This is a genomic window from Vibrio sp. R10-SF1-ISO8 (genome assembly GCF_059833805.1).
Map to the genome: position 1 here is coordinate 220,991 of NZ_JCBDHL010000012.1, position 23,156 is coordinate 244,146.

Consider the following 23,156-nt stretch of genomic DNA (forward strand, 5'->3'; position numbering starts at 1 on the left):
AATCCTATTAACTAACCCCAGTAACTAGGTAATAGTTACTGGGGTTTTTATTTAGCATTCCATCAATATAACCTAAACTCAATGTAGTGTTCATTTTGAGGTCACTATGCTGATTGAGTTAGATATTCCCACGCTATCTGTCGTCTGCGTCATACTGTCGCTGACGTATTGTGTTGGGCTCGCCTTGATTCAAACTCTTCAGCCACGTATACGTGGAATCAACTTAATTGCATTAGCCTTGATGCTGCTTGGCTTGGGTTTTATGCTGATGAGCTTTGGCAATACTGTGTCATTATGGATTTCCAAGATCCTAGCTAACTCCATTATATCCATAAGTTTTATTCTTATTTTGCATGGTGTTTGCCTATTAAGGGGATACTCTGCGTCACTCGCCAATTATGGCTACTATTCCCTTCCTGTGGTGATTGTCCTACTTACTTATTGTACCTTCTTTTCCTCTTCAACTGACGCCCGTATCGCCATTATGGCCGGATACACTTCTGTACTTAGCTTTCTGACAATATACGCAAACCAACATGGTGCTAAGGAAGACATCGCCCCTTCAAAACGTTTATTGTCTTTAGGGATGCTAATCTACGCCGCATATGGCTTGTTCCGCCTTGGTATGCTTCCTTTTGAAGACAAGGTAGATGACTTTATGGTCGCTAACTGGGTTCAGCAACTCGCTTTCCTCACCATAATAGCAATGATCATTTTTATCGGCTTTGCGATTACTTGGATGTTAACAGGAAGATTAGTAGCAACTATCTACAATTCATCACTTAAAGATGAGCTCACACGACTCTATAACCGTAGGGCTCTTGAAGAGTTTGCTCCTAAAGAAGTCGCGCGAGCGCAGCGCTTTGAACATTCTCTTTCTGTCTTACTGATCGATATAGATAGATTCAAACAGATCAATGACGTGTATGGTCACCAAGCGGGGGACCATGTGCTAAGGACGATAGGCAGACTGCTTCGCATCGAAACGCGAAAAAACGATTTTTCATTTCGCTATGGAGGGGAGGAGTTTTTAGTCTTACTCCCAGAAACCAACAAAAGCCAAGCGAAAACCGTCGCAGAAAAACTACGAAACGTTATCGAGCGAACAACAATGTTACCCAGTAACAGAGAATTTTGTACCGCAAGCTTTGGGGTCAGTGAGTTATTAGCAAACGAGCATTGGGAAGGATTAATAGAACGTGCCGACAAAGCACTGTACGATGCTAAGAATCAGGGGCGTAATAAAGTCGTTGTCAGTGATAATTCGTGTGATGCCCAAGTGCCGTTAAGCCATAAATTGAAATCTTAACGACACTTGAATGTTTATTTAGCCATCACCTTTAAACTAGGCTGACAGCTCTCTTCTTACGAGCTCTGCTCCCGCGCTTAAAGCATTCAATTTACCGCGAGCAACATCACGAGATAGTGGCGCCATACCGCAGTTGGTACACGGATAAAGCTTATCTGCATCAACATACTTTAGAGCTTCACGCAATGTCTCTGCGACTTCTTCAGCTGTTTCAATGCTATCAGTTGCGACATCAATCGCCCCAACCATCACTTTTTTACCGCGAATAAGCTCTAGCAGCTCAATCGGCACGCGAGAGTTATGACATTCTAACGAAATGATATCAATGTTAGACTTCTGCAGCTTTGGAAACACTTCTTCATATTGTCGCCACTCGTTACCTAGCGTCTTCTTCCAATCTGTATTTGCTTTAATGCCATAGCCGTAACAGATGTGAACCGCCGTTTCACATTTTAGCCCTTCAATGGCTCGTTCTAGACACGCAATGCCCCAATCATTCACATCATCAAAGAATACGTTAAATGCTGGCTCATCAAATTGGATGATATCGACACCAGCAGCCTCTAACTCTTTCGCTTCTTGGTTGAGTATTTTGGCAAATTCCCACGCGAGCTTTTCACGACTCTTGTAATGGTCATCGTAAAGCGTATCGATCATCGTCATTGGGCCTGGTAACGCCCACTTGATCGGTTTATCTGTTTGCTGACGCAAAAACTTAGCATCTTCAACGAATACAGGCTTTTGACGACTCACAGGCCCCACGACTGTTGGTACGCTGGCATCGTAGCGGTCACGAATCTTTACCGTTTGGCGATTTTCAAAGTCAACGCCACTTAAATGCTCGATGAATGTCGTAACGAAGTGTTGGCGAGTTTGTTCACCATCGCTGACTATATCAACGCCCGCATGTTGCTGTTCTTGCAAAGACAAACGAAGCGCATCTTGTTTGCCATCTGTTAATTCTTCACCTTGCAGTTTCCAAGGTGACCAAAGCGTTTCTGGCTGTGCTAACCAAGAAGGTTTTGGCAGGCTTCCTGCCGTAGAAGTCGGTAATAGTGTTTTCATGCTTTTATTTCTTCTCATTATTATTAAGCGTAGTTAGCAGACCATTGCTCTAACACAGTTTGGTAAGGCTTGATGAAGTGCTCTTGAGCAAACTTACCTTGCTCTATTGCCAATCGGCTACGTTCTTCGCGGTCATACACAATTTGTGTTAAAGAGTGATCGCTGTTTTTCAAGCTTGGTTGGTAAGATTTACCCGCAACTGCATTCGCGTTGTAAATCTCCGGACGATAGATCTTTTGGAACGTTTCCATAGTACTGATCGTACTGATCAACTCTAAGTTGGTGTAATCATTGAGTAGATCGCCAAAGAAGTAGAACGCAAAAGGAGCAACACTATTTGGCGGCATAAAGTAACGGACTTGTAGACCCATTTTCTGGAAGTACTGCTCCGTTAGTGAAGACTCATTTGGCTCATACTCATAACCTAGCACTGGGTGCTGGTTTTCAGTGCGATGATAAGTCTTGTTATCCGATACGCTTAAGCAGATGACTGGGCGCTTTTTGAAGTTCTGCTTGTAAGTCGGTGAATTGACAAAATGCTTAAACAGTTTGCCATGTAGATCACCAAAACCTTCTGGGATGGTGAATTGCGGCTTATCCTTGTTATGGTCAAGGAGCAGAACGCTAAAGTCGTAATCACGAACATAGGAAGAAAAGTTGTTACCGACTATGCCTTCAATACGCTCATTCGCTTTATGATCGACAATGTACGTTTTTAAAACTTCAATCGAAGGAAAGCTCTCAGCGCCAGCTTCAATATCCATATCTACCGAAACGATTTCAAGCTCAACGGAGTAGCGGTCGCCGTTAGGGTTATCCCAGTGCGCGAGGGCATTGAAATTATTATCAATCATATTAAGCGCATTACGCAGGTTCTGTTGACGACTCTCGCCTCTCGCTAGGTTAGCGAAGTTAGTCGTAATACGTGTGCTGTCTGACGGGCTGTAGTTCTCATCAAGGCTGAGGCTCTTGATGCTAAATGTGAATTCTTTGCTCATAACGTTCTGTATCCTATTTCCTTAGATGAAAGCTGATTTATTCCCTACTCTCTTCATTTTATTTTTGATTTTTCTAGTCAGCCGTTAGCTTTGGTCTTCAACAACCCAGCTATTAAAAGGCTTAATTCCGTCTAGATATAAGAGTAGGTTCCTTTATAACGTTGATTCGCATTTTAAGAACAATGGTTTTACTTCAAATACATTATGAGAAAAATTCATAATCAAATCCCATGATGGAAGCTCATCTCAAACAAGAGCACTTAAAACTGACGTGACAAAGCCATGCGCGATTAATATCACTCCCCTATTCGGCGCTATTAAGTTTAACCCTAGCAATTGTTATGTTATAACATTCAATAAATAATCAGTTGTTCTACTTGCTGTGATTCCTAATCGCAGCGCTATCAATAATATCGGGAGTATTTTTCAATGGATGCGGTTATAGCTAAGCCTACCTTAAGAGACACAACGGAATTTGAAACTCCATGCGTTAGCTTAGGCAAGCAAGCCACTGTACTGAGTGATATCTACCAAGACGGGGTCAATATTGCCGTCTGGCAACGACGTTTCGACCAAGACTTTGCCAACGCCGTCAGCCAATATATGGCCGCGAATCCAACCGTTAGTAAATCTTTGACTGTTTCCCCTGCAAATGCATTTGAGGTTCTTGACTATGCGACTGATGGTGAAGCGCCAAAAGCTCTTCTCGAAGATATGGCTCAGCTGGTTGATATGTTCTGCTACTTGTTTGAGTTGGATGAAGTAGGATTGCGATTTGCCACATTAAGCGGAGCCATGTGTCCGCGATTCCATGTTGATCAGGTGCCATGTCGCCTTGTGACCACCTATCATGGTACGGCAACAGAGTGGCTAGCTAACCCAACTTTAGATCGTTCAAAACTGGGTCGTGGTAGCAATGGCCAACCCGACTCTCTTTCCGGCCTCTATAAACACGAATCGGATGTTCAGCAATTGCATTGCGGTGATGTCGCATTGCTTAAAGGCGGTCGCTGGGAAGGTAATGAAGATAAAGCGTTAGTCCACCGCTCTCCTACCATTGATGCAGATAAACCTCGATTTATAATGACACTCGACTTTGGTTAAAAGACGATATGATAGACGTAAACAAAAGGGGCCAACAATGCCCCTATTGGTTTACTTTGATTACTTAATTAAAAAACACCATTTGAGTTTTGGATATCCCCACCACTAATCAATGAGTACACTCTCATTGAAAAATCCAGAGCTTGAATGGAGTCCCAGTGCTCTACAATTCGGCCATCTTCAACACGCCATTTATCAATGATGTTCATTCCTTTCTGGTCGTTACCTCGATCTTCTTTGTCAAGTGTGGCATGCGAATGGAAGATGACATAATCGCCATCGACATAGATGTGCTTAACGTCATACGTATAGTCTGGATACTCTTCTACAAACTCTTGTAAGAAACCCACCAGCCCTGTCACTTTGTCAGGCAGGTTGCGATTGTGTTGTACGTAAGCGCTATCGTTATAATGTTCAAGAACATAATCAAAATTATGGTTGTTCATTAAATTTTGCACAAAATCAGTAATCAGCTCAGCATTTGCGCGCTCTTGTGCTGTCCAGTTTGGCTTTTGCAGTTTTTGTAAATCGATCGTTATCTTATCTGTTGATTGTGCATAAACGGTTGTACTTAATAGCAAAAGAATCGTTGTTGTCATTGCCTTTAACATAGTTCACTCCTGTTGATGTTATCTCAAATAGGTATACATTGATAACCATAGTAATTAATAGTAACCTACATAACAAGGAGGTACCAAAAGCTACCCTAGGCACATTTTGGTAACCTATGACAAGTTCTGGGAATAAAAAGGAGCAGCAAGATGTCACTTAAAGCTAAGCCAGAAAGAAGAATTTTCTACAACAATGAGGAATGTGCTGTTCGTAACGTGGTGTCGCAAATTGGTGACAAATGGTCACTACTCATCCTATTTGCCCTAGTAGATGGAGAAGATAGGTTCAACTCATTGAAATCAAGGATTGAGGGCATATCCCAAAGGATGCTAACTCAAACGCTAAGAGATTTAGAGCGCGAGGGTTACGTGAATAGAACGGTCTATCCTGAAGTTCCGGTAAAAGTAGAATATAGCTTAACAAGTATTGGGCGAGAGCTAGTTAAGCCCCTGTATCAGTTAGTTTCTTGGGCCGATGATCACAGACAAGAGATCGAAAGCGCCCGCAAAGCTTATGATGCGAGAAACTAATTTCTAAGTGCAACTTTACTGATGCCCCTCACCTCACCCTGCATAAATTAGAAAATTAAAATCCCTCGACAGAGTTCGGGGGCTTTTCGTTAGCCCAATCATTATAGACATTTTGGCAATAGTGAAATGACAATTGTGATATTTATCACACTTATAAATTTAAGCATAATCTCTCCCGCACCAAGAACTGCGGTTCTTAATAAAAGCATTCAGAGGAATAAGATTATGAAAACAGCTATCACAACTCTAATTATTGCGGCATTAACATCTACAATGGCTTCAGCAATGCCAGCAAAAGATCAGTCGATCCGAATCAAGACATTCCAAAACCAAGCAGTAGTGACTGTTCTAGAAAATGGCGCTCCAGTTAGCGATGTAAAAGTGAAAGTGAAAGGCAACGGTACCCAATACTTCACCACAGGTGAGAAAGGTACGTTTATGGCAGCAAACTTACTTGACCACGGCCGTTCATTCACATTCGAGATTGAAGACGAGAATGGTGTCACAGTACGTGAACAACGTTACTTAACATCGTTCTAAACAGAATTACATGGATGTCAAAAAGCCCGACGCTCAATCGGGCTTTTGCTTCTGCTTCATTCGAATCAAGATTTAAAATTACGCTCCCACACAGGTGGCGTACCCATCACCTCTCGCGCAATTTCAATGAATGATGTCGCCAATATTGACTGTTTCCTGTGCGTATAAATCGCGTGAATATCACCAAACGAAGCCAAAGTATAATCGGGGAGCAATTGAACGATACCTTGCTTTTCCATGTCTTCAGCCAGCATAAATTGAGCGATTTGAGCATATCCTATTGATGCTTTAACGCTGGCAAGTATTAAATCCGCCTCATTGACCCGATAACTATACTTGATCGGATAAACAGACGTTTGCCCCGACTCACGATCTACAAACTGTAGTTTATCGACAACAAAGTGCTTGTTCGCATAAATGACGCCAGGCAGTTCCGCCAGCTCTTCAGGCGTTTCAGGCATCCCGTATTTTTCAACAAACTCTTTCGACGCAATGATTGCAGACTTATTCTCGGTGAGATGACGCGCAATCATCGACGAGTCTCTCATTGGACCAATTCTAAAAACAAGATCGAACCCTTCACTGACCACATCCACCAGCTCATCACTAAGCAACAGCTCAACGGTTGCTTTAGGGAATCGTTGTAGAAAACACTCGACGACTTTTTGTAAATAGGCTCGACCAAACAAAACAGAACTTGAAACCCGCAAATGCCCAGATGGCTCACTGTGGTATGAATGGGCTATGTCTACGGTTTCTTCCAAAACTTGGCTGACTTTTTCTGCTTGCTCAACCACCCTTTTACCAACGCTTGTGAGCGACATAGAACGCGTAGTACGGTTTATCAGTTTCACGCCTAAGTGCTCTTCAAGCTGTTTGACTTGCTTTGATAACACCGAGCGATCAACATTGAGTCTTTCAGCTGCTTTAGCGAATGAGCCTGTTCTCGAGATTTCCAACAGAAGGTTCAATCTACTCGCTAAATCCATTCCTGCACCTTTATTAATACAACCAATGCTTTAGTCTAAACCATAGCAAGAATTAAAGTTAGACTTTAGGAACTATGACCCGAGCAAGTTAAGTGAATAGTGAAACTCAGTTCCGATTTCTAGTGCGACTAGGTACGAGTGAAAACCACTCCTAACATACATAAAAACCTAATCTGAAGCTCAAAACCGACCCCATTCGATTTTATCCAATTAACAATCTAGTTACATTGCTGGTAAGACCAGAAAAGGAGAGAGTTCAATGCTAGACCAGCCAAGAGTTATTTGCGACATAGATAACAATAAGATTGCAACAGTAACACTCAACCGTAGCGATAAGATGAATGCGATTGATATGGAGATGTTTAACGCTGTAAAGCACACCATTAAACAGCTCAAGCACAATAGAGGCATTAGGGCCGTCATCGTAAAAGCCAATGGCAGTGATTTTTGCTCGGGCCTTGATGTTAAATCACTGATGCACAATAAAAAAGGCGCCATCAAACTACTGTTTAAGTGGTGGCCAACTCGAGCAAATGATGCCCAGTATTTTTCTGTCGGGTGGCGAGACATCCCCTGCCCCGTTATCTTTGCCCTCCACGGACGCTGTTGGGGTGGCGGCTTACAATTGGCAAGCGGTGGAGATTTTAGGATTGCACACCCAGAGACAAAGTTTTCAATTCTCGAAGGTAAATGGGGACTGATTCCCGATATGGGAGGTGCTCTCGCATTTCGTGAGTTGATGCGCCAAGACCATACATTGGAATTAGCTATGACAGCCAAAGAAATCGATGCGGAAACGGCTCAGCAGTATGGCCTAGTCACGAAAATATCTGATCAGCCTTATGATGAGGCCTACAAGCTCGCATTAGAATGCGCGAATCGCTCTCCGGATGCGATCGCAGCAACTAAGAAACTGTATCACAAGACCTGGTGGTCTAATCCTGGATGGGCGCTGTGCCTTGAAACTTGGTATCAAATTAAGGTTATAATGGGTAAAAACCGTGTTATTGCCGCAAAAAGAGAGATGCAAGCCCAGCAAGAATCTCAAACTAAAACAGAGTTCGCACCGCGTCAATTCTAGCGACAACTTAACCTCATATAAGGGTCAAACGTACCCTTAGTTTTTCCTAACGAGTAAACCGCGTTGTCCATTAGAGGCCAAGAGTGCCAAGTAAACGTTCGACCCATGCAATTTCACCAAATGCGATAACATCATAGATAGTAAAAAACACCACACAGATGATAGCGAGCTTTAGCAAACGAACGAATATGAACATGATTAACCCTTTTTGCGGTAAACAATAAAAAAGCCGCCTGAGGCGACTTAGGAATTAGACTAAATACGCTTAAGACATTTCGTCTTAGTGAATTGGCGTATCTGTTTTTGCGTAAAACTTACCAAAGTACTCTTCAAGAACTTCTGGTGTTAGCTTGCCTTCTGCTTCAAGCTTTTTCAGCTCCGCAGCAATGGCTTTTTGCTCGTCTAAAGATGGTAGTGCCACTTCAGGCTCGCTGCCCATCTCTTGAGACATCTGCTCTAGCTCTTTTTCGAAATCACTCATGACTTCACTTACCCTATAAATAAAAACTGGGTCTAAGTTTACCGACTTAGACCCAGTAATGCCAGTCGCTGAAGAGGCTATAGCTTGAAGCTACCTACCATAGTATCAAGACGAGCAGAAAGTTCTTTAAGCTCCGCACTCGCTGCTGCCAACTCTTCTGCAGTGCCCGTAGTGACTTCATTAATCGCATTGATCTCTTCGATGTTCTGATTGATGGTGTGAACCACGGTAGACTGCTCTTCCGTTGCGGTGGCAACTTGAGTATTACGATCTGAGATATCATGAATGCGCTCTGAGATATTTACCAGAACCTCAACTGCCTCATCTGAAGCTGAAACACCTTCGCTCGTGACACTCTTACCCGCTTCCATCGCGGTTACTGCATCTTTCGCATCGCTTTGCAGCTGATTGATCATCTTCTGAATCTCTTCCGTCGAGTCTGCAGTACGACTCGCCAGATTACGAACTTCATCCGCTACCACGGCAAATCCACGGCCTTGCTCACCCGCTCGCGCTGCCTCAATCGCAGCATTCAGTGCTAGTAAGTTAGTTTGCTCTGAGATATCACGAATAACATCCAAAATCGACCCAATCTCTTGCGTCGTTGATGCGAGCTGCTCGACAACTTGGCCGGTATTCTCGATATCAAGCGCAAGGCGGCTAATCGCATCTTTTGCTTGGTTCACAACATTCTGACCCACTTCAGTGTTATCGGATGCATGATTCGCCGTTTCCGCCGCCGTCGCCGCGTTACCCGCAATTTCACTTATGGTCGCACCCATCTCATTGATTGCGGTGACCACTTGAATAGTTTGATCACGCTGAATTTGGCTGTTGTCATGGGTAGTATTCGCTTTACTTGATACGCCATCTGCTGCCGATTGAAGGGCGTGACTCGTTGAGGCGACTTCTTTCATCGAATCATGAATCTTCTCAATAAATCCATTGAAGCCTTCTGAAAGTTGACCGATTTCGTCTGTACCTTTTATCTCGATACGTTGCGACAAATCGCCATCACCCTTACCTAAGTCTGCAAATCGTGATGCGATCTCTCGGATAGGGCGTGCAATGCTATTTGCGAGGAAGATACCCATGAAGATGAAAAGACCGGCAACAATGATGGTGGTAAACATCATTTGCTTTGCAACAGCATTCAGATCAGCAAAGACCTCATCGACTGGGACAACGCCAACCACAAACCAATCCATAGAAGGGACATAGGTACTAGCAACAAACACGTTTTGCCCCTCATAGTCGGTACTAATCAGGTTAAAGCTTGATTTACCCAATAGCGTTGATGATTCACCACCAAAAAGTTTTGCTAACGTCGATTTTGATTTACTACTGTCACGATGAATCTGCACAGTTCCTTGAGCGTCAGATAGAAATACAAATCCAGTATCTTCAATTTTAAAGCCGTTCAAGAGTGCAACCATGTCGTCCATAGACTTAGACAAACCAGACATCGACATCCCATTTAGCACTTGGTAGTTCGTGAACATTTTCACATCACCATTTGCCTCTTGGAAAATACTGACCGAAGTCTCATTGCCTGATTGCTTAAAGCCAAAGAACCAACCATCTTGCTGTTGATTCAACTGACGTAAGAATCCATTCTGGTTCCAATAGTAAGCAGTATCTCTATTGGCGACCGATGCGTCGTTTAAGTCATATTGGGAACGCACATTGTTCAGTTGCTTAATCAAACGAGCTTCGTCTTCAGGAGCGATATTTGTGGTGTTTATCGCTTCTTTAATAAACTCATTGTTGGCAAGTTGCTTAGCGGCCAGTAATAGTTGGCTAACCTCGTTATCTATCTGGCTACTGATCTGTTCGAGCATTGAAGGCAGCTCAATATCAATCAGTCGGTGCTCAAGTACTTCGCGAGCTTGGCGCTGAGCCATCACTCCAACAATAATGGTCGATGCTAAAACAGCGAAGGTGATCCCTGCGACCACTTTCTGTTTTATGCTAATTGAGTTCAATTTCATTATACCTGCCTTAAAAAGCAATTGTTTATTGATAGATTGGCAAAGCGCTTACGAAAAGAGCTATGACTCCAATTAGCTTAGTATATCGGCTAATTGACAATTTTCTTTACGAATTAATCACCAGATGAATAGTTTTTATTCATCCTCTAAAAACAGTTCATGCGAGGTAAGATTTCAATATTGGAAAGTTGGATTTGAGAATTTCGTCCCCATATTTTAACTAACTGAAATTAAGGAATTTGTTTAAGTTCAATCAAACTACGCTGATGGCATTTTCATCAACCAGATAAATTACCTTTATCTCCAGTGGAACTTTTTAATCTCGCGAGCTACTAAGTGAAAAAATGAGGAGAAACAAGATCATGAATTCACACGCTCTACAACAATTGCGCGAATACCTAAATAGCCAAATCATTGGTCAGAGCGAACTGGTGAACCAACTGCTTGTTGCATTGCTCGCTGACGGTCATATTTTAGTCGAAGGTCCTCCTGGATTAGCAAAAACGCGCGCGGTTAAATCCTTAGCAGATTGCATCGAAGGCGATTTCCATCGAATCCAGTTTACACCCGACCTACTTCCAGCAGATCTGACCGGGACTGACATCTTTCGTCCAGAAACTGGCGAGTTTACCTTTCAATCCGGGCCTATTTTTAACTCACTGATCTTAGCTGATGAGATCAACCGTGCTCCTGCAAAAGTTCAAGCGGCTATGCTTGAAGCCATGGCTGAGAAACAAATTACGGCCGGTCGCAATACCTACAAGCTTCCTGAGCTGTTTTTGGTGATGGCGACGCAAAACCCAATAGAGCAGGAAGGGACTTACCCTCTACCAGAAGCTCAATTAGACAGATTCTTAATCCACCTAGATGTAAGCTACCCTGACGCCGAGAGTGAGTTAGAGATTCTGCGCCTGAATAGAGGTGAAGCGAAAGGCGATTTGGGCATTACACCTCCAACCCTTTCTCAAGCCGACATCTTTGCAGCCCGCCAATCGGTGCTAGACATTCATATGGCAGAATCGATCGAGCAATATATCATTCGTTTGGTTATGGCAACCCGAAACCCGAGCCAGTACGATGATTCATTGAATCAGTGGCTTGAGATGGGTGTCAGCCCACGAGCAACGATTGCTCTCGACCGCTGCGCTCGTGCTCACGCTTGGTTAAACGGTCGAGACTTTGTCTCACCTGAAGATGTACAAGCCATGTCGTTCCCCGTTTTGCGTCATAGGCTGTTACTCAGCTATCAAGCGCAAGCGGAAGGTATTCACCCGAATCAAGTCATCAATAAGTTACTCTCGCTCGTTGGTAGTGCTTAGGCTCGTGGATATGCAAAATGCTTTGCCTCCATATAGCGATGGCGTAAACCTGACACTGGATGAGTTGCTTTACTACAAGCAGCAATGTGTTAAATGGCTGCCACCTGCCAAGTGTTTATGGTCACAGATGCTTGGTCAACACCAAAGCAGACAGCTAGGCCGCGGTATGGATTTTAGCGAGGTGCGTCAATATCAAGCAGGCGACGATATTCGTGCTATCGATTGGCGCGTCACTGCTCGTACCGGAAAACCGCATACTAAGCTGTTTTCTGAAGAGCGTGAAAAGCCAATCATGCTCTATCTCGACTTATCCGCCTCTATGTTATTTGGTTCTACCTTAATGCTGAAGTCTGTGCAGATGGCTCATATGGCAAGTTTGATCGCTTGGTTTAGTGTCGCTCAGCAAGACAGGATTGGTGCGGTGATCGATACGGGGCACCAACTCATTGAGCTCAAACCAACGTCGCGAAATAAAGGGGCGCTGGCTTTAACTCAGTCTCTGGTGAATTTGCATCAACAACTGGTATCTGTAAAAAAAGAGTCAGATTATGATGTGAGTTATGCCTTGCAATCGCTCGCGCGTGTTTGCCCTAAAGGCAGCGAGATCATACTCTTGAGCGATTTTTCTCGATTCACCCAAACTCATGAGTCCAAACTTAGCCGCCTAAGCCAGCACAATCGCGTTCGAATGATTCAGATTTATGACCCGCTAGAACGAGGGCAAACCGCTTATCGTGGCACAGAGCAAGTATCCAATAAGCAACAAACTCGCTGGCTTGATTTTTCTTCTAACAAGACACGCCTCGGCATAGAAAAGGCGTTCGAACAGCAGCAGACTCAACTACAACACATGGCCCTAAGGATGGGCATCAGTTTCTCTTCGCTCTCTAGCGATGCTGCTTTGACTCAACAATTACATGGATTTTAACTATGAGCTCTGAGACTCAAACATCACTTTTGCCCCTAAACCCGATGCATTTACCGGAGCCACCGGCGTGGTTACCACTCGCTTGGGGGTGGTGGGCTCTGATTGGTGGCTTGCTAACGCTAACCTTAGCAACTTGGTTAATAATGAAATGGAACAAAAAACGCCTAGCGCCTAAGAAGACAGCCTTACGTTTGCTCGCGCAAGATCAAAAACCGTCTGAAGCGATTGAGTTGGTTAGACAAGCCGCACTGTGTTACTTCCCTCGGGAAGAGATTGCTCAGCTAACAGGGAAAGATTGGTATCTGTTTCTCGACAGCCAATTAACCACTCCGCGTTTCAGCGACAACTACGAAGCCTGGCAGCAAGCATTGTACAGCAAGCAGCCTATTGCAAATTCTGCAGAGTTGATACTGGATTGCAGTGAATGGGTCAGCCAAGCATTACCACCAAAGAAAAGAAGGGGTCACTCACGTGGCTAATATTAGCTTCGTCTGGTGGTGGGCATTTTTGCTCGTGCCATTACCACTATTGATTTACTTTTTAGTGCCCGCGACGAAATCAACGGCACCAATTCAACTGCCCTACCTACCAACGTCGGCAAGCGATACTATCCCAAACAATCGCTTGCCCAAGCTGCTCACTTGTTTGGTATGGCTTACTCTTATCACGGCATTCGCACGACCTGTTTGGTACGGTGAACCCGTTACGACATCGCCAAAGCACAGAGACCTTATGCTAGTACTCGATCTTTCATACTCTATGAGTCAAAAGGATATGAAAGATGCTCAAGGCGAATATATTGACCGCCTAAGCGCTGTTAAACACGTCGTGAGTGAGTTCGCCAAACAACGTAAGGGAGACCGACTTGGCGTGGTGCTCTTTGCTGACCATGCCTACCTTCAAACCCCTTTAACGCTTGACCGTAATACCATTTCTGAGCAGGTAAACTCGTTGGTATTGAGACTGATCGGCGACAAAACCGCGATTGGCGAAGGTATCGGGTTAGCAACAAAAACATTTATCGACAGCGATGCGCCGCAAAGAGTGATGGTTTTGCTCAGCGATGGTAGCAACACATCGGGTGTAATTGATCCTATCGAAGCCGCCCAAATTGCTAAAAAATATAACGCGACTATCTACACCATAGGCGTGGGTGCTGGAGAGATGCTGGTCAAAGAGTTCTTTATGACTCGTAAAGTAAACACAGCCCAAGACCTCGATGAGAAAACCCTCAAGGAAATTGCCAATATCACCGGAGGTCAGTACTTCCGAGCCCGCAATGCAGAAGAATTGGCAACCATCTACGACACGATCAACCGCCTAGAACCAGTCACTACTGCAACTCAAACCTGGCGACCGCAAACAGAGTGGTTTGGTCTGCCACTGACCATAGCCCTGCTTGCTTTTTCTCTACTACTCATCATCAGGAGGAATCATGTCTAGCTTTCTTTTCCTCTACCCTATGTGGTTGCTCGCCCTAGTGCCTTGGATGAGCATTATTGTTTGGCTGTTCAAACGAAATCGTTCGCAAACTCTTATTGCTCCGCATTTAGCCAAGGCGATAGGCGTACAAACTAAACATGTAAGCAGACTGACGCTAAACACTGTCGCCATCAGTGGATTTATTGCCATTGTTGCACTCGCAGGCCCCAGTTTTAGTAAGCGAGAACAACCAAGTTTTGCTAACACGACGGCCCGTGTTGTCGTGATGGATATGTCAATGTCGATGTATGCAACAGACATTAAGCCAAATCGACTAACCCAAGCGCGATATAAAGTATCTGACTTACTTGCCAGCTGGCAGGAAGGCAGCACTGGATTGGTCGCCTATGCAGGTGACGCTTATCGCATTAGCCCTATGACTAGCGACTCACAAACTATTGCAAACCTGATCCCGAACCTTGCACCAGAACTTATGCCCTACCCCGGAGCGAATGCGGCATCGGGAGTAAAACTAGCGATTGAGATGATGACCAATATTGGCCTAGCCAAAGGCGATATTGTTCTCGTTGCCGATGACATTGATGACAATGAGCTCAGCGAAGTGGAAAACCTACTTCAAGGTTCTTCTTGGCGCTTGGTTGTTCTAGGTATTGGTTCGCGCGCGGGCGCTCCGATCAAGCTTGACGATGGTACTTTGATGACGAAAGACAATGGTCAGCCGGTAGTGGCAAAGTCTAACTTTGACAATATGAGAGCGCTCGTTAGCTCTAACAATGGTTATTTCGTTCCAGTTCAAATAACCAATCAAGATGTTGAGCAAGTCTCGCAAATCACATCGCACATCGACTCAACAGGCAGCGTAAGCAAAGAACAAACGATTACTGACCAAATCAACCAAGGGTACTGGCTTTTACCTCTGCTGATTGTTCCCGCTCTATTGATGTTCCGCAAAGGGCTATTCTTTAGCGCAGCTTTAGTGTTGATACCACTTCTGTCTCCTAAACCTGTTATGGCAAACCCTTGGCTTAATGATGACCAACAAGCCATGCAGTATTTTAAAAGCGAAGAGTATGACAAGGCTGCGGAGCTATTTAGTCAACCAGAGTGGAAAGGGATAGCAAAGTACCAAGCACAAGATTTTGCAGGTGCTATTGAATCTTTAAAAGGGACAGCAAGTGCGGAAGGACGCTATAACTTAGCAAATGCCTATGCACAAAACCGCCAGTTTGAGAAAGCCGTTGAACTCTACCAATCGATTCTTGAACAAGACCCGAACAACCAAGACGCTAAGCACAATCTGGATGTCGTGCGCCAAGCGCAGCAACAGCAACAGCAACAGCAACAGCAACAGCAACAGCAACAGCAACAGCAACAGCAACAGCAACAGCAACAAGGTGATTCGAGCGACAATCAGAGTCAACAAAAAAATGACTCTCAGCAGTCACAATCTTCCAATCAAGAAAACGCTCAATCAGGTGATGATGGTTCGGATAATGCGCAATCTGAGGCAAGTCAGCAGTCCAATAAGGCAAACGAATCCGAGCAAAATCAATCCTCTAAGCAAGATTCAGATGAGCAGTCTAAAGGCTCTGAGCAGAAATCAGAACATAAGAGCGACTCATCTAGTCTGAAAGAGCAGCCAACTAATGAGCAACAATCGCAACAGCCTGAATCATCCGCTTCATTATCAAATGACGATAATCAGCAATCCATTGAACCAGAGCTTAGAAAGCTCCAGCAAGTAGAAAGCGCTCGCGATCCTAGTCGCCTATTGCGCGCTCAAATGATTCTTCAAGCTCAACAAAAACAGCCTCCACAAGATACAGGTAAGAAATGGTAATGAATAAGCAAAATAGACTGACTGTTGCCCTATTTACTCTGCTAGCCACTTTAGTCAGCCCACTGGCTTTGGCAACTAACGTGTTGGTAACAGTGAGTAAAAACAAAGTGGTCAAGAACGAAGTGTTTCAACTTCGCATTGTAGTGGACAAAAAAGTGTCATCGGACGCGCTAGATTTTAGCTCACTTGAGCAAGATTTTTATCTAGGACGCCCGAGTTTTGGTAGTTCAGTTAATATCATTAACGGCGATCGTTCTACTCGAAGTGAATGGAACATTACCCTCGCTCCTCAACGTTTGGGTGTTGCAACTATTCCCGCCTTTACTCTAGATGGCGCATCTTCAAAGCCAATTGACATCCAAGTATCTGTAGATAGCAACGAGCCAACAATTAGCGACTTGATTGAGGTACAAAGTCAGTTGAGCAAGTCTCAGCTCTACCCAAATGAAAGTGCGATACTGACAACGAGATTAATCGTTAAAGCGGATCCACGTCGTCTACAGAATCCAAATGTTATTCCGCCAAAGGCACAAGGGATTTCGCTTGTTGCGCTAGGTGAGCCAAAACAATACCAAAGTGTGTTAGACGGCGTTGAAGTGACGGTATTGGATCAAAGTTATCGCGTCACTGCCGATGCTGCCGGAGAGTTCACGTTGAGTGGAATAGGGTTTAAAGGCAGCGTCGTTTACGGCGATGATCGCACTGGGACCACTAAACTGGTATCCGCTAATACTCCTGCCAAACAGTTCACAGTTAAGGTAAAGCCCATCCCCGCTGATTACAAAGGGAAATGGCTTCCTGCTGCATCACTTTCAGTGTCGCAGCAATGGCAAGATTCAAATGGCGAGCAAATTGATGCTTCTGCCAAACACTCTACACGCGTCGGAGAATCCATCACTCGTGAGATAAACCTTGATATTCAAGGTCTAGCCAGTGAGCGTTTTCCTGAAATCAAAGTTAGTTACCCGAACTCTGTTAGAGTGTATCAAGAGAAACCAAAGTTCAGCGAATTGGCCAATGGCGTTACACGCATGACCATTAAGCAAGTCATTATCGCCGAGCAACAAGGTGAAGTTAAGCTTAACGACATCAAGCTAAACTGGTGGAACAGCAGTGACAGTTCAGCCCAAGAGTCCGTTTTGAGCGGGTTAAGTCTTGATGTTGCCCCAGCTTCTGTACTTAACAATGAGCCAATCAGTTCACCTGTTACGTCTCAACCAACAACTAAAACCGTGACGCTCTATGATGCCGGTTATTGGCCTTATTTAACTGCGCTGTTCGCTACGTTGTGGTTTGCAACTTTACTGCTTTTATTTAGAAACCGTCAAAGATCACCGCAAGTTAACGCTCAAGTGCAGAAAACGAGCACTACAGCAGACAAGCTTGTCAAAGCTCTAAAAGAAGATGACAAAGTCAAAGCCAGCTTTTTAGTGAAAACTTGGTTAGATGAGCACTCTTGCAGTAGCCCAGAACTCAAACAAAAGATCGATAAACAAGTCGCTGAAATGAACCAAAGCCAATATTCAAGTTCAAGCAAAACTTGGCAAGCAAACGAACTTATCCAGCTAATCAAACAAGCAGAGAAACAATCAGGTTCGGTTCGACGCAAAGACCAGCTCCCTCCTCTGTAATTGCTTCTTGTATAAAAAAGCCGCTTAACTAAGCGGCTTTCTAATACAACAATATTTTAAGACAGATTCAGATTAGAACTTGTATTTGATACCTAAGTTGAAGCCTTTTGTATCGTATTTAACGTCTTCAGTACCCACTTTTTCTTTGCCATAACCATACACGCCGTACTCAGCAGTCATCGCAATGTTCTGAGTAAAGTTAACTTCAACACCCGCAGCGTACTGTAGGCTACCCTTGTTAGCTTTAAATTTCTGATCAAAAGCTTTAGCTTCCATCGGTGATTTGCCATAACCAGCAAGGCCATATACGCTAAACATATCATTGATTGGCAAAGTACCCTTACCAAATAGTGCGTATGACGTACCAGGTTTAAAGTCAACTACTCCGATAGTTTGCTTTGATACTGGAACACCCACGCGACCTTCAACCGCTAGGTACTGGTTGAAGTCATAACCAGCAACAATGTTGAGCGTATGTGCTTTGATTTTTTGCGCGCCTTCCGCTTTCGGTTTGAATTTCGCCGCTTGGTAGCTAGTACCCGCGTAAAAACCTTCGTGAGCTTGTACTGCTGTTGCTGAAAGAGCTAGTGCTACTGCTGCTACAGAAAGAACCTTTTTCATTTTTTATTACCTTCTAAGTATTAAATAAAATTATCAATAGCTAGCGTTCCCTCGCCGTAGTTCGACGTCGCACTATAAGGATTATTTTCCCTTTGTCAAAGAAAAAACAGTGTTTCATTAAAAATAAAAACAACTTCACGCACCAATAAACACAGTTAATGAATGGTGTTTTTTATTTTCAAAATGACTGTTAAAGCCAGTTTAAAAAAGGGGTTATCAGGTAAAGGAAGGCTATTTAAATGGAGAGCACTAGGACTTTTAAGTAGTAGGAATAGAAAGAAAAAACGGTATAGGAAAACTTAATATCATTATTGAGAATAGCATTCCAATTAATGATATTAAGTCAAAGAGATATTGCTTTCAGAAAATCTCAGCAACAAACGTACCACGCCGCACCTTTACCCAAATGGTATGTGAGCTTAGAATGTGCGCTCTTAAGCACTAGCGAGCAAAGATACGGTACCCATAACCTGATTGCGTCCTTTGTTTTTTGCTACATAAAGTGACTTATCAGCTGAGCTGTATAATTTGTCAAAACTAAACTCATTTTGATTCAGCTCCATTACCGAGAACCCAATAGATACGGTCAGAGATTCATGAATCGTGCTTTGCTCATGCGTTATGTTCTCTTTCTCAATTCTATCTCGAATGCTTTCAGATAAATGATGCACCTTGTCAGGTTCTTGGCTAGAGATCAGCAGTGCAAACTCTTCTCCACCGATACGACAAAAGACTTCGCGTTCAGATTGGGTATAGTTTTGTAAAATACTGCCAATGCGCATGAGAGCGATATCACCTTGCATATGCCCATAGTGGTTGTTGTACAAACCAAAGTGGTCGATGTCGACTAGAATCAAACCGTAGCAATTTGGTGTTTCATCGCATTCAAAGCAAATCTCTTCCAGCAGGGATTCAAGCATTCGGCGATTGCCTAGTCGAGTTAATGGATCGAGTTTAGCCATGGTCTCTAACTGTTCATTGGCTTTTTGCAGCTCTCTCGTTCGCGCTTTCACCTCTTTTTCGAGATTCTCATTTAACTCGTGGATGGCCTGTTGCGCACGAGTACGTAACAAGACTTCGGTTAGATTGGAAGAGAACATGCGTATCACTTCACGCAATTGATGGGTTAAAGGAGAGCGTTTAATCAGATTATCTGCCGCTATAAACGCTATAGGTTCACCACTATTACTTACCAACATCGTCATCGCTGTCCAACCAAAGCCAACAATATGAAAGTCGTGGTAAATAGGTACCGATTCCTCAAATACCACTTCATTGGGGTTAGTTTGCGCTGCTCGGACAATAGACCGATCTACGGTTTCAGATCGGTAGTAAGATTCATCAACGATATTACCGCGAATATCCGTTCCCCAAGTACCTTGCATATAAGTGCAATCTTTGTCTGTGAGAAACACGGCAAAGCGATCGATTCCTAAACGATTAATGGCAAACGTAACTGCAGATTTACAGACTTCACTGACAGTCATACAACGCGAGAGTTCAACCATGCTGGCGTGAAGCATACGCACGTTTTGCTCTTGACGCTTACGAATGTATATTTGTGAGAGTAAGGAGCCAAACGACTCTAGCATTTGGCGCTGATAAGAAGTAATGGGCGTCCGATTAATATAGTTGTCCATCGCAATCCAACCTATGATTTCGTCGCCATCGCGCAAAATCAACATCCCATTCCATCCCTGCCCAACGACGTTTCCCGCAGTATATAAAGGTGCTTCCTCGACGATGACTAGGTTCTCTTTCCCTTCAAATAGAGCATCAATATAGGTCTCTTCAAGCTGATGAAGATCATACTGGGTGTGGTGCTCACTAACCGTTTTTCCTTCTTCGTCCGTCCCATAAGTACCACTAAAACAACGTTTTTTGATGTCGAGCAGCATAAACACCGCTCGTTCGAATCCTAGCTTATCCCGGATGACTTCTACCGCTAAACGATACAGCTCATCTAAATTAGCTGGATTAGAAATCTCTACCGCCACCTCTTGTACAAGCTTCATATTGTCGATAAACAACTCTCGCTGCTTAATCACATCTAAATACTTCGCTTCTTTGATATCACGTTGCTTAAACTCTCTCGCTGCTTCAGCCTCTGCACGTACACATTGCCAACGTGATGCGATGACTTGTAAGGAATCTAAATGAAGCGTTTGGTTAAGTTCATTGAGCCTCTCGACTTTTAGGCCTTCAATGATTAGATAAGTACGCATTTCTGGATGGTTATCGAGCATAAAGACATAGCTGTCTTTGTCCATTATCTCGGTATATTCCCAATGACAAGTGTTCATGGCTAAAGGAATCAGACCATCTGAAGTATCAAACTGAGATACCCATGCCCAGAATGTTTCCGGATAAAAGGCAATTGTCGTTGGTAAGCCACGTTTAAATAGGAATTTTTGACCGCATTCACTCGTTCGCTCTGCAAACACACCAATGCTTTCAGGCTCGACCAACTCGTCCAAATATTGAAACAAGGAGTTAGCCAGAAACCGTTGATTTCTGGCGGACAAAATATCTTTGAGAAGCACTCGTGGAAGCATAACCCTAGCCTGAATATATTATTATTGCTATACGGATAAAACGTATCAGCTAGGGGTATGCAATCAATTATATTTGCAGGCGGTTGTTAAGTGACTCGCAATTAGCTCCAACCAAGTTATCCATATATGATACCTACTGCATTTTGTATGATCTTGTTTCCATAAATTTCATTTTCGTTGCAGCTCAACTTTTCGGTGATAGTTTGAAATCTACTGATGCCAAGCCCCTACCAAGTGTTTTACACTGGTAAAAGTAGAGAGGAAAGGACTGTTCTTTTGAGGAAGTGGCTTTACATACTAGGCGCAAGCCTGTGTTTTCCAGCATTTGCTGACGTTGACCTCGTGAAGGTTGATAAGTCAAAGAGGCGCATGTACTTGATCGATAATGGCCAAGTCGTTAAAGAGTTTCGTATTGCTCTTGGCAAGCGTCCTAAAGGGCACAAAATTCATGAAGGTGATCAACGCACACCTGAAGGTCGATACTACCTGGACTTCATTATCGAAGACTCCGAGTTTCACCGCTCTATCCATATCAGTTATCCAAATGCGAGAGATATCGCCTATGCGAGCTCGTTGAGCTTAGACCCAGGTGGCAACATTAAGATTCATGGTTTAAAAAATGGAGAAACTCGTCCAGCCAACTATGTGCAAAGCTTTGACTGGACAGATGGGTGTATTGCAATTAGCAATCAAGAAATGGACGAACTGCTGAAACTAGTCACCCCTGGCACACCCATAGAGATTTCTTGGTAAACCTACTCTGCGCGCTGAGCTTTTTCCCTAGTCACCCACCAGCACATCAGAGAGCCAATTGTAACCATCACCACACCTTGTAGGAAGCTCTGAGTAAGTACCAACCCGAGAATAAAGGAAGAGATCACCGTCGAGAGAACCGGAGTGAAATAGGAGAGCGTCGCAAGTAGCACCATATTGCCACCAATGATGGCATAATTCCAAAGAGCATAACCACTGCCCATGGCAATTCCTGAAATCAGCAGCAACCCACCTGATTCAAGATTAAGCGTCATTCCCGTTTCACTACTTAGCGCATACTTAATCCACAGCGTTATTGCCGTCATAATGAAAAAGAGAGTAATGGCGTTCTGCCCATTAGAAATACGCTTAGTTAAATTGCAATAGATAGCCCATAAAAAAGCGCCAACAAAAGCCATGGTGTAGGTTGTTGGGTTAGTCGCTACATTTGCAGCAATTTGGGCCATTGAGAGGCCTTGTTCGCCGGTTATGCTCCAAGCAACGCCAAAAAAAGCCAGAGCAATACTTGGGTACACCCAAACACTGGTTTTCTTACCACTTGTTATTACGGCCAGTAGTACTGTCAGCGCAGGCCATAAATAATTAATCACCAACATTTCAATGGCTTGCTGACGCGAGTTCGCCATTGCCAGTGCTAACGCAAGACAAATCTCATAGGCAACAAACAATCCACCACCAATCATCACGTAGCGTAAAGAGTAGTTACGTACTTTCGGTACGCCCATTACCATGATGAGAAATATCGATGCCACCGTGTAGATCGATGCCGCTCCGCCAATTGGGCCTAGCATTTCAGTCACCGCTCGAGCAAAGCCCATTACGCTACTCCATAGAATAATGGCGATAACACCTGCGATGGTGAATTTATGAGAACTGTTGATCATTTTGATTTTCTCAAACAAAAAAGCCGAGCTTAGCGCTCGGCTTAAGCAGCTAAATGCGGGTTAGATAATTTCCCAACTGTGCGTCATTTCAATGCCTTTACCTAGCATTAAACACACAGAGCAATATTTCTCTAAAGAGTCAGCAGCAACCTTTGCGACCACTTCTGGAGAAAGGTTGTCACCAGACACTTCAAAATGAATATTCACTTGTGTGAAGATGCGCGGCGCAGTTTCACGTCGCTCTGTGGTCAGCTTTGCGTTGCAGGCTGTCACTGCTTGACCCGCTTCTTTTAGGCCATCGACAACATCAACTGAACTACAGCCACCCGCTGCCATCAAAACCATTTCCATCGGGCTAGGAGCAGTAGCACCGCCATTGCCATCCATCACGATAGAATGCCCTGACTGCGATTGTCCTAGAAACTTAAATTCTTCAATCCACTTTACTTCCGCTTGCATCT

At 43.9% G+C, this 23,156-nt stretch carries 23 protein-coding genes; 12 read left to right on the top strand and 11 right to left on the bottom strand.

Features of this window, described 5'->3' with window-relative positions; translation table 11 throughout:
• Window positions 1-106 precede the first annotated feature (106 nt).
• Window positions 107-1,309 (top strand): GGDEF domain-containing protein, encoded by a 1,203-nt coding sequence (locus AC6R00_RS10385; RefSeq protein WP_500640362.1) that lies wholly within the window; start codon window positions 107-109, stop codon window positions 1,307-1,309.
• 36 nt (window positions 1,310-1,345) lie between these two features.
• On the opposite strand, the gene AC6R00_RS10390 is transcribed toward AC6R00_RS10385, so the two are convergent.
• Together AC6R00_RS10390 and AC6R00_RS10395 are read right to left on the bottom strand one after the other, a co-directional pair.
• Window positions 1,346-2,374: a methionine synthase gene (locus AC6R00_RS10390; RefSeq protein ID WP_500640363.1), complete on the bottom strand. Its 1,029-nt coding sequence runs from the start codon at window positions 2,372-2,374 to the stop codon at window positions 1,346-1,348.
• A gap of 23 nt (window positions 2,375-2,397) precedes the next feature.
• On the bottom strand, window positions 2,398-3,372 hold the full coding sequence (locus AC6R00_RS10395; RefSeq protein ID WP_500640364.1) for a DUF1852 domain-containing protein: 975 nt from the start codon (window positions 3,370-3,372) through the stop codon (window positions 2,398-2,400).
• A 429-nt stretch (window positions 3,373-3,801) separates the two neighbouring features.
• Here AC6R00_RS10395 and AC6R00_RS10400 point away from each other — a divergent pair, with 429 nt between their 5' ends.
• A complete protein-coding gene (locus tag AC6R00_RS10400) occupies window positions 3,802-4,476 on the top strand; it encodes a DUF1826 domain-containing protein (RefSeq protein WP_500640365.1) in 675 nt (224 codons plus the stop codon).
• A 68-nt stretch (window positions 4,477-4,544) separates the two neighbouring features.
• On the opposite strand, the gene AC6R00_RS10405 is transcribed toward AC6R00_RS10400, so the two are convergent.
• Complete coding sequence (locus AC6R00_RS10405) at window positions 4,545-5,087, bottom strand: nuclear transport factor 2 family protein (protein ID WP_500640366.1); 543 nt, start codon at window positions 5,085-5,087, stop codon at window positions 4,545-4,547.
• A gap of 150 nt (window positions 5,088-5,237) precedes the next feature.
• Here AC6R00_RS10405 and AC6R00_RS10410 point away from each other — a divergent pair, with 150 nt between their 5' ends.
• Window positions 5,238-5,618: a winged helix-turn-helix transcriptional regulator gene (locus tag AC6R00_RS10410; protein ID WP_500640367.1), complete on the top strand. Its 381-nt coding sequence runs from the start codon at window positions 5,238-5,240 to the stop codon at window positions 5,616-5,618.
• Between the two features lie 225 nt (window positions 5,619-5,843).
• The gene (locus AC6R00_RS10415; RefSeq protein ID WP_500640368.1) at window positions 5,844-6,158 is read left to right on the top strand and encodes a hypothetical protein; all 315 of its coding nucleotides are present in this window, start codon (window positions 5,844-5,846) and stop codon (window positions 6,156-6,158) included.
• 65 nt (window positions 6,159-6,223) lie between these two features.
• On the opposite strand, the gene AC6R00_RS10420 is transcribed toward AC6R00_RS10415, so the two are convergent.
• Window positions 6,224-7,147: a LysR family transcriptional regulator gene (locus AC6R00_RS10420; RefSeq protein ID WP_500640369.1), complete on the bottom strand. Its 924-nt coding sequence runs from the start codon at window positions 7,145-7,147 to the stop codon at window positions 6,224-6,226.
• A gap of 259 nt (window positions 7,148-7,406) precedes the next feature.
• On the opposite strand from AC6R00_RS10420, the gene AC6R00_RS10425 reads away from it, so the two are divergent.
• Window positions 7,407-8,228, top strand: coding sequence for a crotonase/enoyl-CoA hydratase family protein (locus tag AC6R00_RS10425; protein WP_500640370.1), 822 nt, complete (start codon window positions 7,407-7,409; stop codon window positions 8,226-8,228).
• Between the two features lie 70 nt (window positions 8,229-8,298).
• On the opposite strand, the gene AC6R00_RS10430 is transcribed toward AC6R00_RS10425, so the two are convergent.
• The 3 genes from AC6R00_RS10430 to AC6R00_RS10440 form a co-directional block, all read right to left on the bottom strand.
• Window positions 8,299-8,424 carry a hypothetical protein gene (locus tag AC6R00_RS10430; RefSeq protein WP_500640371.1) on the bottom strand — a complete coding sequence of 42 codons (126 nt, stop codon included), beginning with the start codon at window positions 8,422-8,424 and terminating at the stop codon, window positions 8,299-8,301.
• A gap of 84 nt (window positions 8,425-8,508) precedes the next feature.
• Window positions 8,509-8,709: a hypothetical protein gene (locus tag AC6R00_RS10435; RefSeq protein ID WP_004745480.1), complete on the bottom strand. Its 201-nt coding sequence runs from the start codon at window positions 8,707-8,709 to the stop codon at window positions 8,509-8,511.
• A 77-nt stretch (window positions 8,710-8,786) separates the two neighbouring features.
• The gene (locus AC6R00_RS10440) at window positions 8,787-10,700 is read right to left on the bottom strand and encodes a methyl-accepting chemotaxis protein (RefSeq protein WP_500640372.1); all 1,914 of its coding nucleotides are present in this window, start codon (window positions 10,698-10,700) and stop codon (window positions 8,787-8,789) included.
• Window positions 10,701-11,062: 362 nt separating this feature from the next.
• Here AC6R00_RS10440 and AC6R00_RS10445 point away from each other — a divergent pair, with 362 nt between their 5' ends.
• Genes AC6R00_RS10445 through AC6R00_RS10470 form a run of 6 tightly spaced genes read left to right on the top strand, consistent with a single transcriptional unit; the run spans window position 11,063 to window position 17,861 of the window.
• Window positions 11,063-12,019 carry an AAA family ATPase gene (locus tag AC6R00_RS10445; protein WP_500640373.1) on the top strand — a complete coding sequence of 319 codons (957 nt, stop codon included), beginning with the start codon at window positions 11,063-11,065 and terminating at the stop codon, window positions 12,017-12,019.
• A gap of 10 nt (window positions 12,020-12,029) precedes the next feature.
• Entirely contained in the window at window positions 12,030-12,947 is a 918-nt protein-coding gene (locus AC6R00_RS10450; protein WP_500640374.1) for a DUF58 domain-containing protein, read from the top strand.
• Between the two features lie 2 nt (window positions 12,948-12,949).
• Window positions 12,950-13,426, top strand: coding sequence for a DUF4381 domain-containing protein (locus AC6R00_RS10455; protein WP_500640375.1), 477 nt, complete (start codon window positions 12,950-12,952; stop codon window positions 13,424-13,426).
• Window positions 13,419-14,390, top strand: coding sequence for a vWA domain-containing protein (locus AC6R00_RS10460; RefSeq protein ID WP_500640376.1), 972 nt, complete (start codon window positions 13,419-13,421; stop codon window positions 14,388-14,390). The genes AC6R00_RS10455 and AC6R00_RS10460 overlap by 8 nt, the downstream gene beginning before the upstream one ends.
• Window positions 14,383-16,230 carry a vWA domain-containing protein gene (locus AC6R00_RS10465; protein ID WP_500640377.1) on the top strand — a complete coding sequence of 616 codons (1,848 nt, stop codon included), beginning with the start codon at window positions 14,383-14,385 and terminating at the stop codon, window positions 16,228-16,230. Before AC6R00_RS10460 ends, AC6R00_RS10465 begins: the two co-directional genes overlap by 8 nt.
• Window positions 16,230-17,861 (top strand): BatD family protein, encoded by a 1,632-nt coding sequence (locus AC6R00_RS10470; RefSeq protein ID WP_500640378.1) that lies wholly within the window; start codon window positions 16,230-16,232, stop codon window positions 17,859-17,861. Before AC6R00_RS10465 ends, AC6R00_RS10470 begins: the two co-directional genes overlap by 1 nt.
• Before the next feature lie 72 nt (window positions 17,862-17,933).
• Here AC6R00_RS10470 and AC6R00_RS10475 read toward each other — a convergent pair whose 3' ends face one another.
• Both AC6R00_RS10475 and AC6R00_RS10480 read right to left on the bottom strand, forming a co-directional pair.
• Window positions 17,934-18,482, bottom strand: coding sequence for a porin family protein (locus tag AC6R00_RS10475; protein WP_500640379.1), 549 nt, complete (start codon window positions 18,480-18,482; stop codon window positions 17,934-17,936).
• Window positions 18,483-18,916: 434 nt separating this feature from the next.
• Entirely contained in the window at window positions 18,917-21,037 is a 2,121-nt protein-coding gene (locus AC6R00_RS10480) for a sensor domain-containing diguanylate cyclase (protein WP_500640380.1), read from the bottom strand.
• Between the two features lie 276 nt (window positions 21,038-21,313).
• Here AC6R00_RS10480 and AC6R00_RS10485 point away from each other — a divergent pair, with 276 nt between their 5' ends.
• The gene (locus tag AC6R00_RS10485; protein WP_500640381.1) at window positions 21,314-21,790 is read left to right on the top strand and encodes a L,D-transpeptidase family protein; all 477 of its coding nucleotides are present in this window, start codon (window positions 21,314-21,316) and stop codon (window positions 21,788-21,790) included.
• 2 nt (window positions 21,791-21,792) lie between these two features.
• On the opposite strand, the gene yddG is transcribed toward AC6R00_RS10485, so the two are convergent.
• Window positions 21,793-22,695 carry an aromatic amino acid DMT transporter YddG gene (yddG, locus tag AC6R00_RS10490; RefSeq protein WP_500640382.1) on the bottom strand — a complete coding sequence of 301 codons (903 nt, stop codon included), beginning with the start codon at window positions 22,693-22,695 and terminating at the stop codon, window positions 21,793-21,795.
• 60 nt (window positions 22,696-22,755) lie between these two features.
• Complete coding sequence (locus tag AC6R00_RS10495; RefSeq protein ID WP_069668372.1) at window positions 22,756-23,154, bottom strand: OsmC family protein; 399 nt, start codon at window positions 23,152-23,154, stop codon at window positions 22,756-22,758.
• Window positions 23,155-23,156: the final 2 nt, after the last annotated feature.

Coding starts and splice junctions, on each gene's coding strand:
- AC6R00_RS10385 (WP_500640362.1), top strand. CDS start 107: ATGCTGATTGAGTTAGATATTCCCACGCTATCTGTCGTCTGCGTCATA.
- AC6R00_RS10390 (WP_500640363.1), bottom strand. CDS start 2,374: ATGAAAACACTATTACCGACTTCTACGGCAGGAAGCCTGCCAAAACCT.
- AC6R00_RS10395 (WP_500640364.1), bottom strand. CDS start 3,372: ATGAGCAAAGAATTCACATTTAGCATCAAGAGCCTCAGCCTTGATGAG.
- AC6R00_RS10400 (WP_500640365.1), top strand. CDS start 3,802: ATGGATGCGGTTATAGCTAAGCCTACCTTAAGAGACACAACGGAATTT.
- AC6R00_RS10405 (WP_500640366.1), bottom strand. CDS start 5,087: ATGTTAAAGGCAATGACAACAACGATTCTTTTGCTATTAAGTACAACC.
- AC6R00_RS10410 (WP_500640367.1), top strand. CDS start 5,238: ATGTCACTTAAAGCTAAGCCAGAAAGAAGAATTTTCTACAACAATGAG.
- AC6R00_RS10415 (WP_500640368.1), top strand. CDS start 5,844: ATGAAAACAGCTATCACAACTCTAATTATTGCGGCATTAACATCTACA.
- AC6R00_RS10420 (WP_500640369.1), bottom strand. CDS start 7,147: ATGGATTTAGCGAGTAGATTGAACCTTCTGTTGGAAATCTCGAGAACA.
- AC6R00_RS10425 (WP_500640370.1), top strand. CDS start 7,407: ATGCTAGACCAGCCAAGAGTTATTTGCGACATAGATAACAATAAGATT.
- AC6R00_RS10430 (WP_500640371.1), bottom strand. CDS start 8,424: ATGTTCATATTCGTTCGTTTGCTAAAGCTCGCTATCATCTGTGTGGTG.
- AC6R00_RS10435 (WP_004745480.1), bottom strand. CDS start 8,709: ATGAGTGATTTCGAAAAAGAGCTAGAGCAGATGTCTCAAGAGATGGGC.
- AC6R00_RS10440 (WP_500640372.1), bottom strand. CDS start 10,700: ATGAAATTGAACTCAATTAGCATAAAACAGAAAGTGGTCGCAGGGATC.
- AC6R00_RS10445 (WP_500640373.1), top strand. CDS start 11,063: ATGAATTCACACGCTCTACAACAATTGCGCGAATACCTAAATAGCCAA.
- AC6R00_RS10450 (WP_500640374.1), top strand. CDS start 12,030: ATGCAAAATGCTTTGCCTCCATATAGCGATGGCGTAAACCTGACACTG.
- AC6R00_RS10455 (WP_500640375.1), top strand. CDS start 12,950: ATGAGCTCTGAGACTCAAACATCACTTTTGCCCCTAAACCCGATGCAT.
- AC6R00_RS10465 (WP_500640377.1), top strand. CDS start 14,383: ATGTCTAGCTTTCTTTTCCTCTACCCTATGTGGTTGCTCGCCCTAGTG.
- AC6R00_RS10470 (WP_500640378.1), top strand. CDS start 16,230: ATGAATAAGCAAAATAGACTGACTGTTGCCCTATTTACTCTGCTAGCC.
- AC6R00_RS10475 (WP_500640379.1), bottom strand. CDS start 18,482: ATGAAAAAGGTTCTTTCTGTAGCAGCAGTAGCACTAGCTCTTTCAGCA.
- AC6R00_RS10480 (WP_500640380.1), bottom strand. CDS start 21,037: ATGCTTCCACGAGTGCTTCTCAAAGATATTTTGTCCGCCAGAAATCAA.
- yddG (WP_500640382.1), bottom strand. CDS start 22,695: ATGATCAACAGTTCTCATAAATTCACCATCGCAGGTGTTATCGCCATT.
- AC6R00_RS10495 (WP_069668372.1), bottom strand. CDS start 23,154: ATGCAAGCGGAAGTAAAGTGGATTGAAGAATTTAAGTTTCTAGGACAA.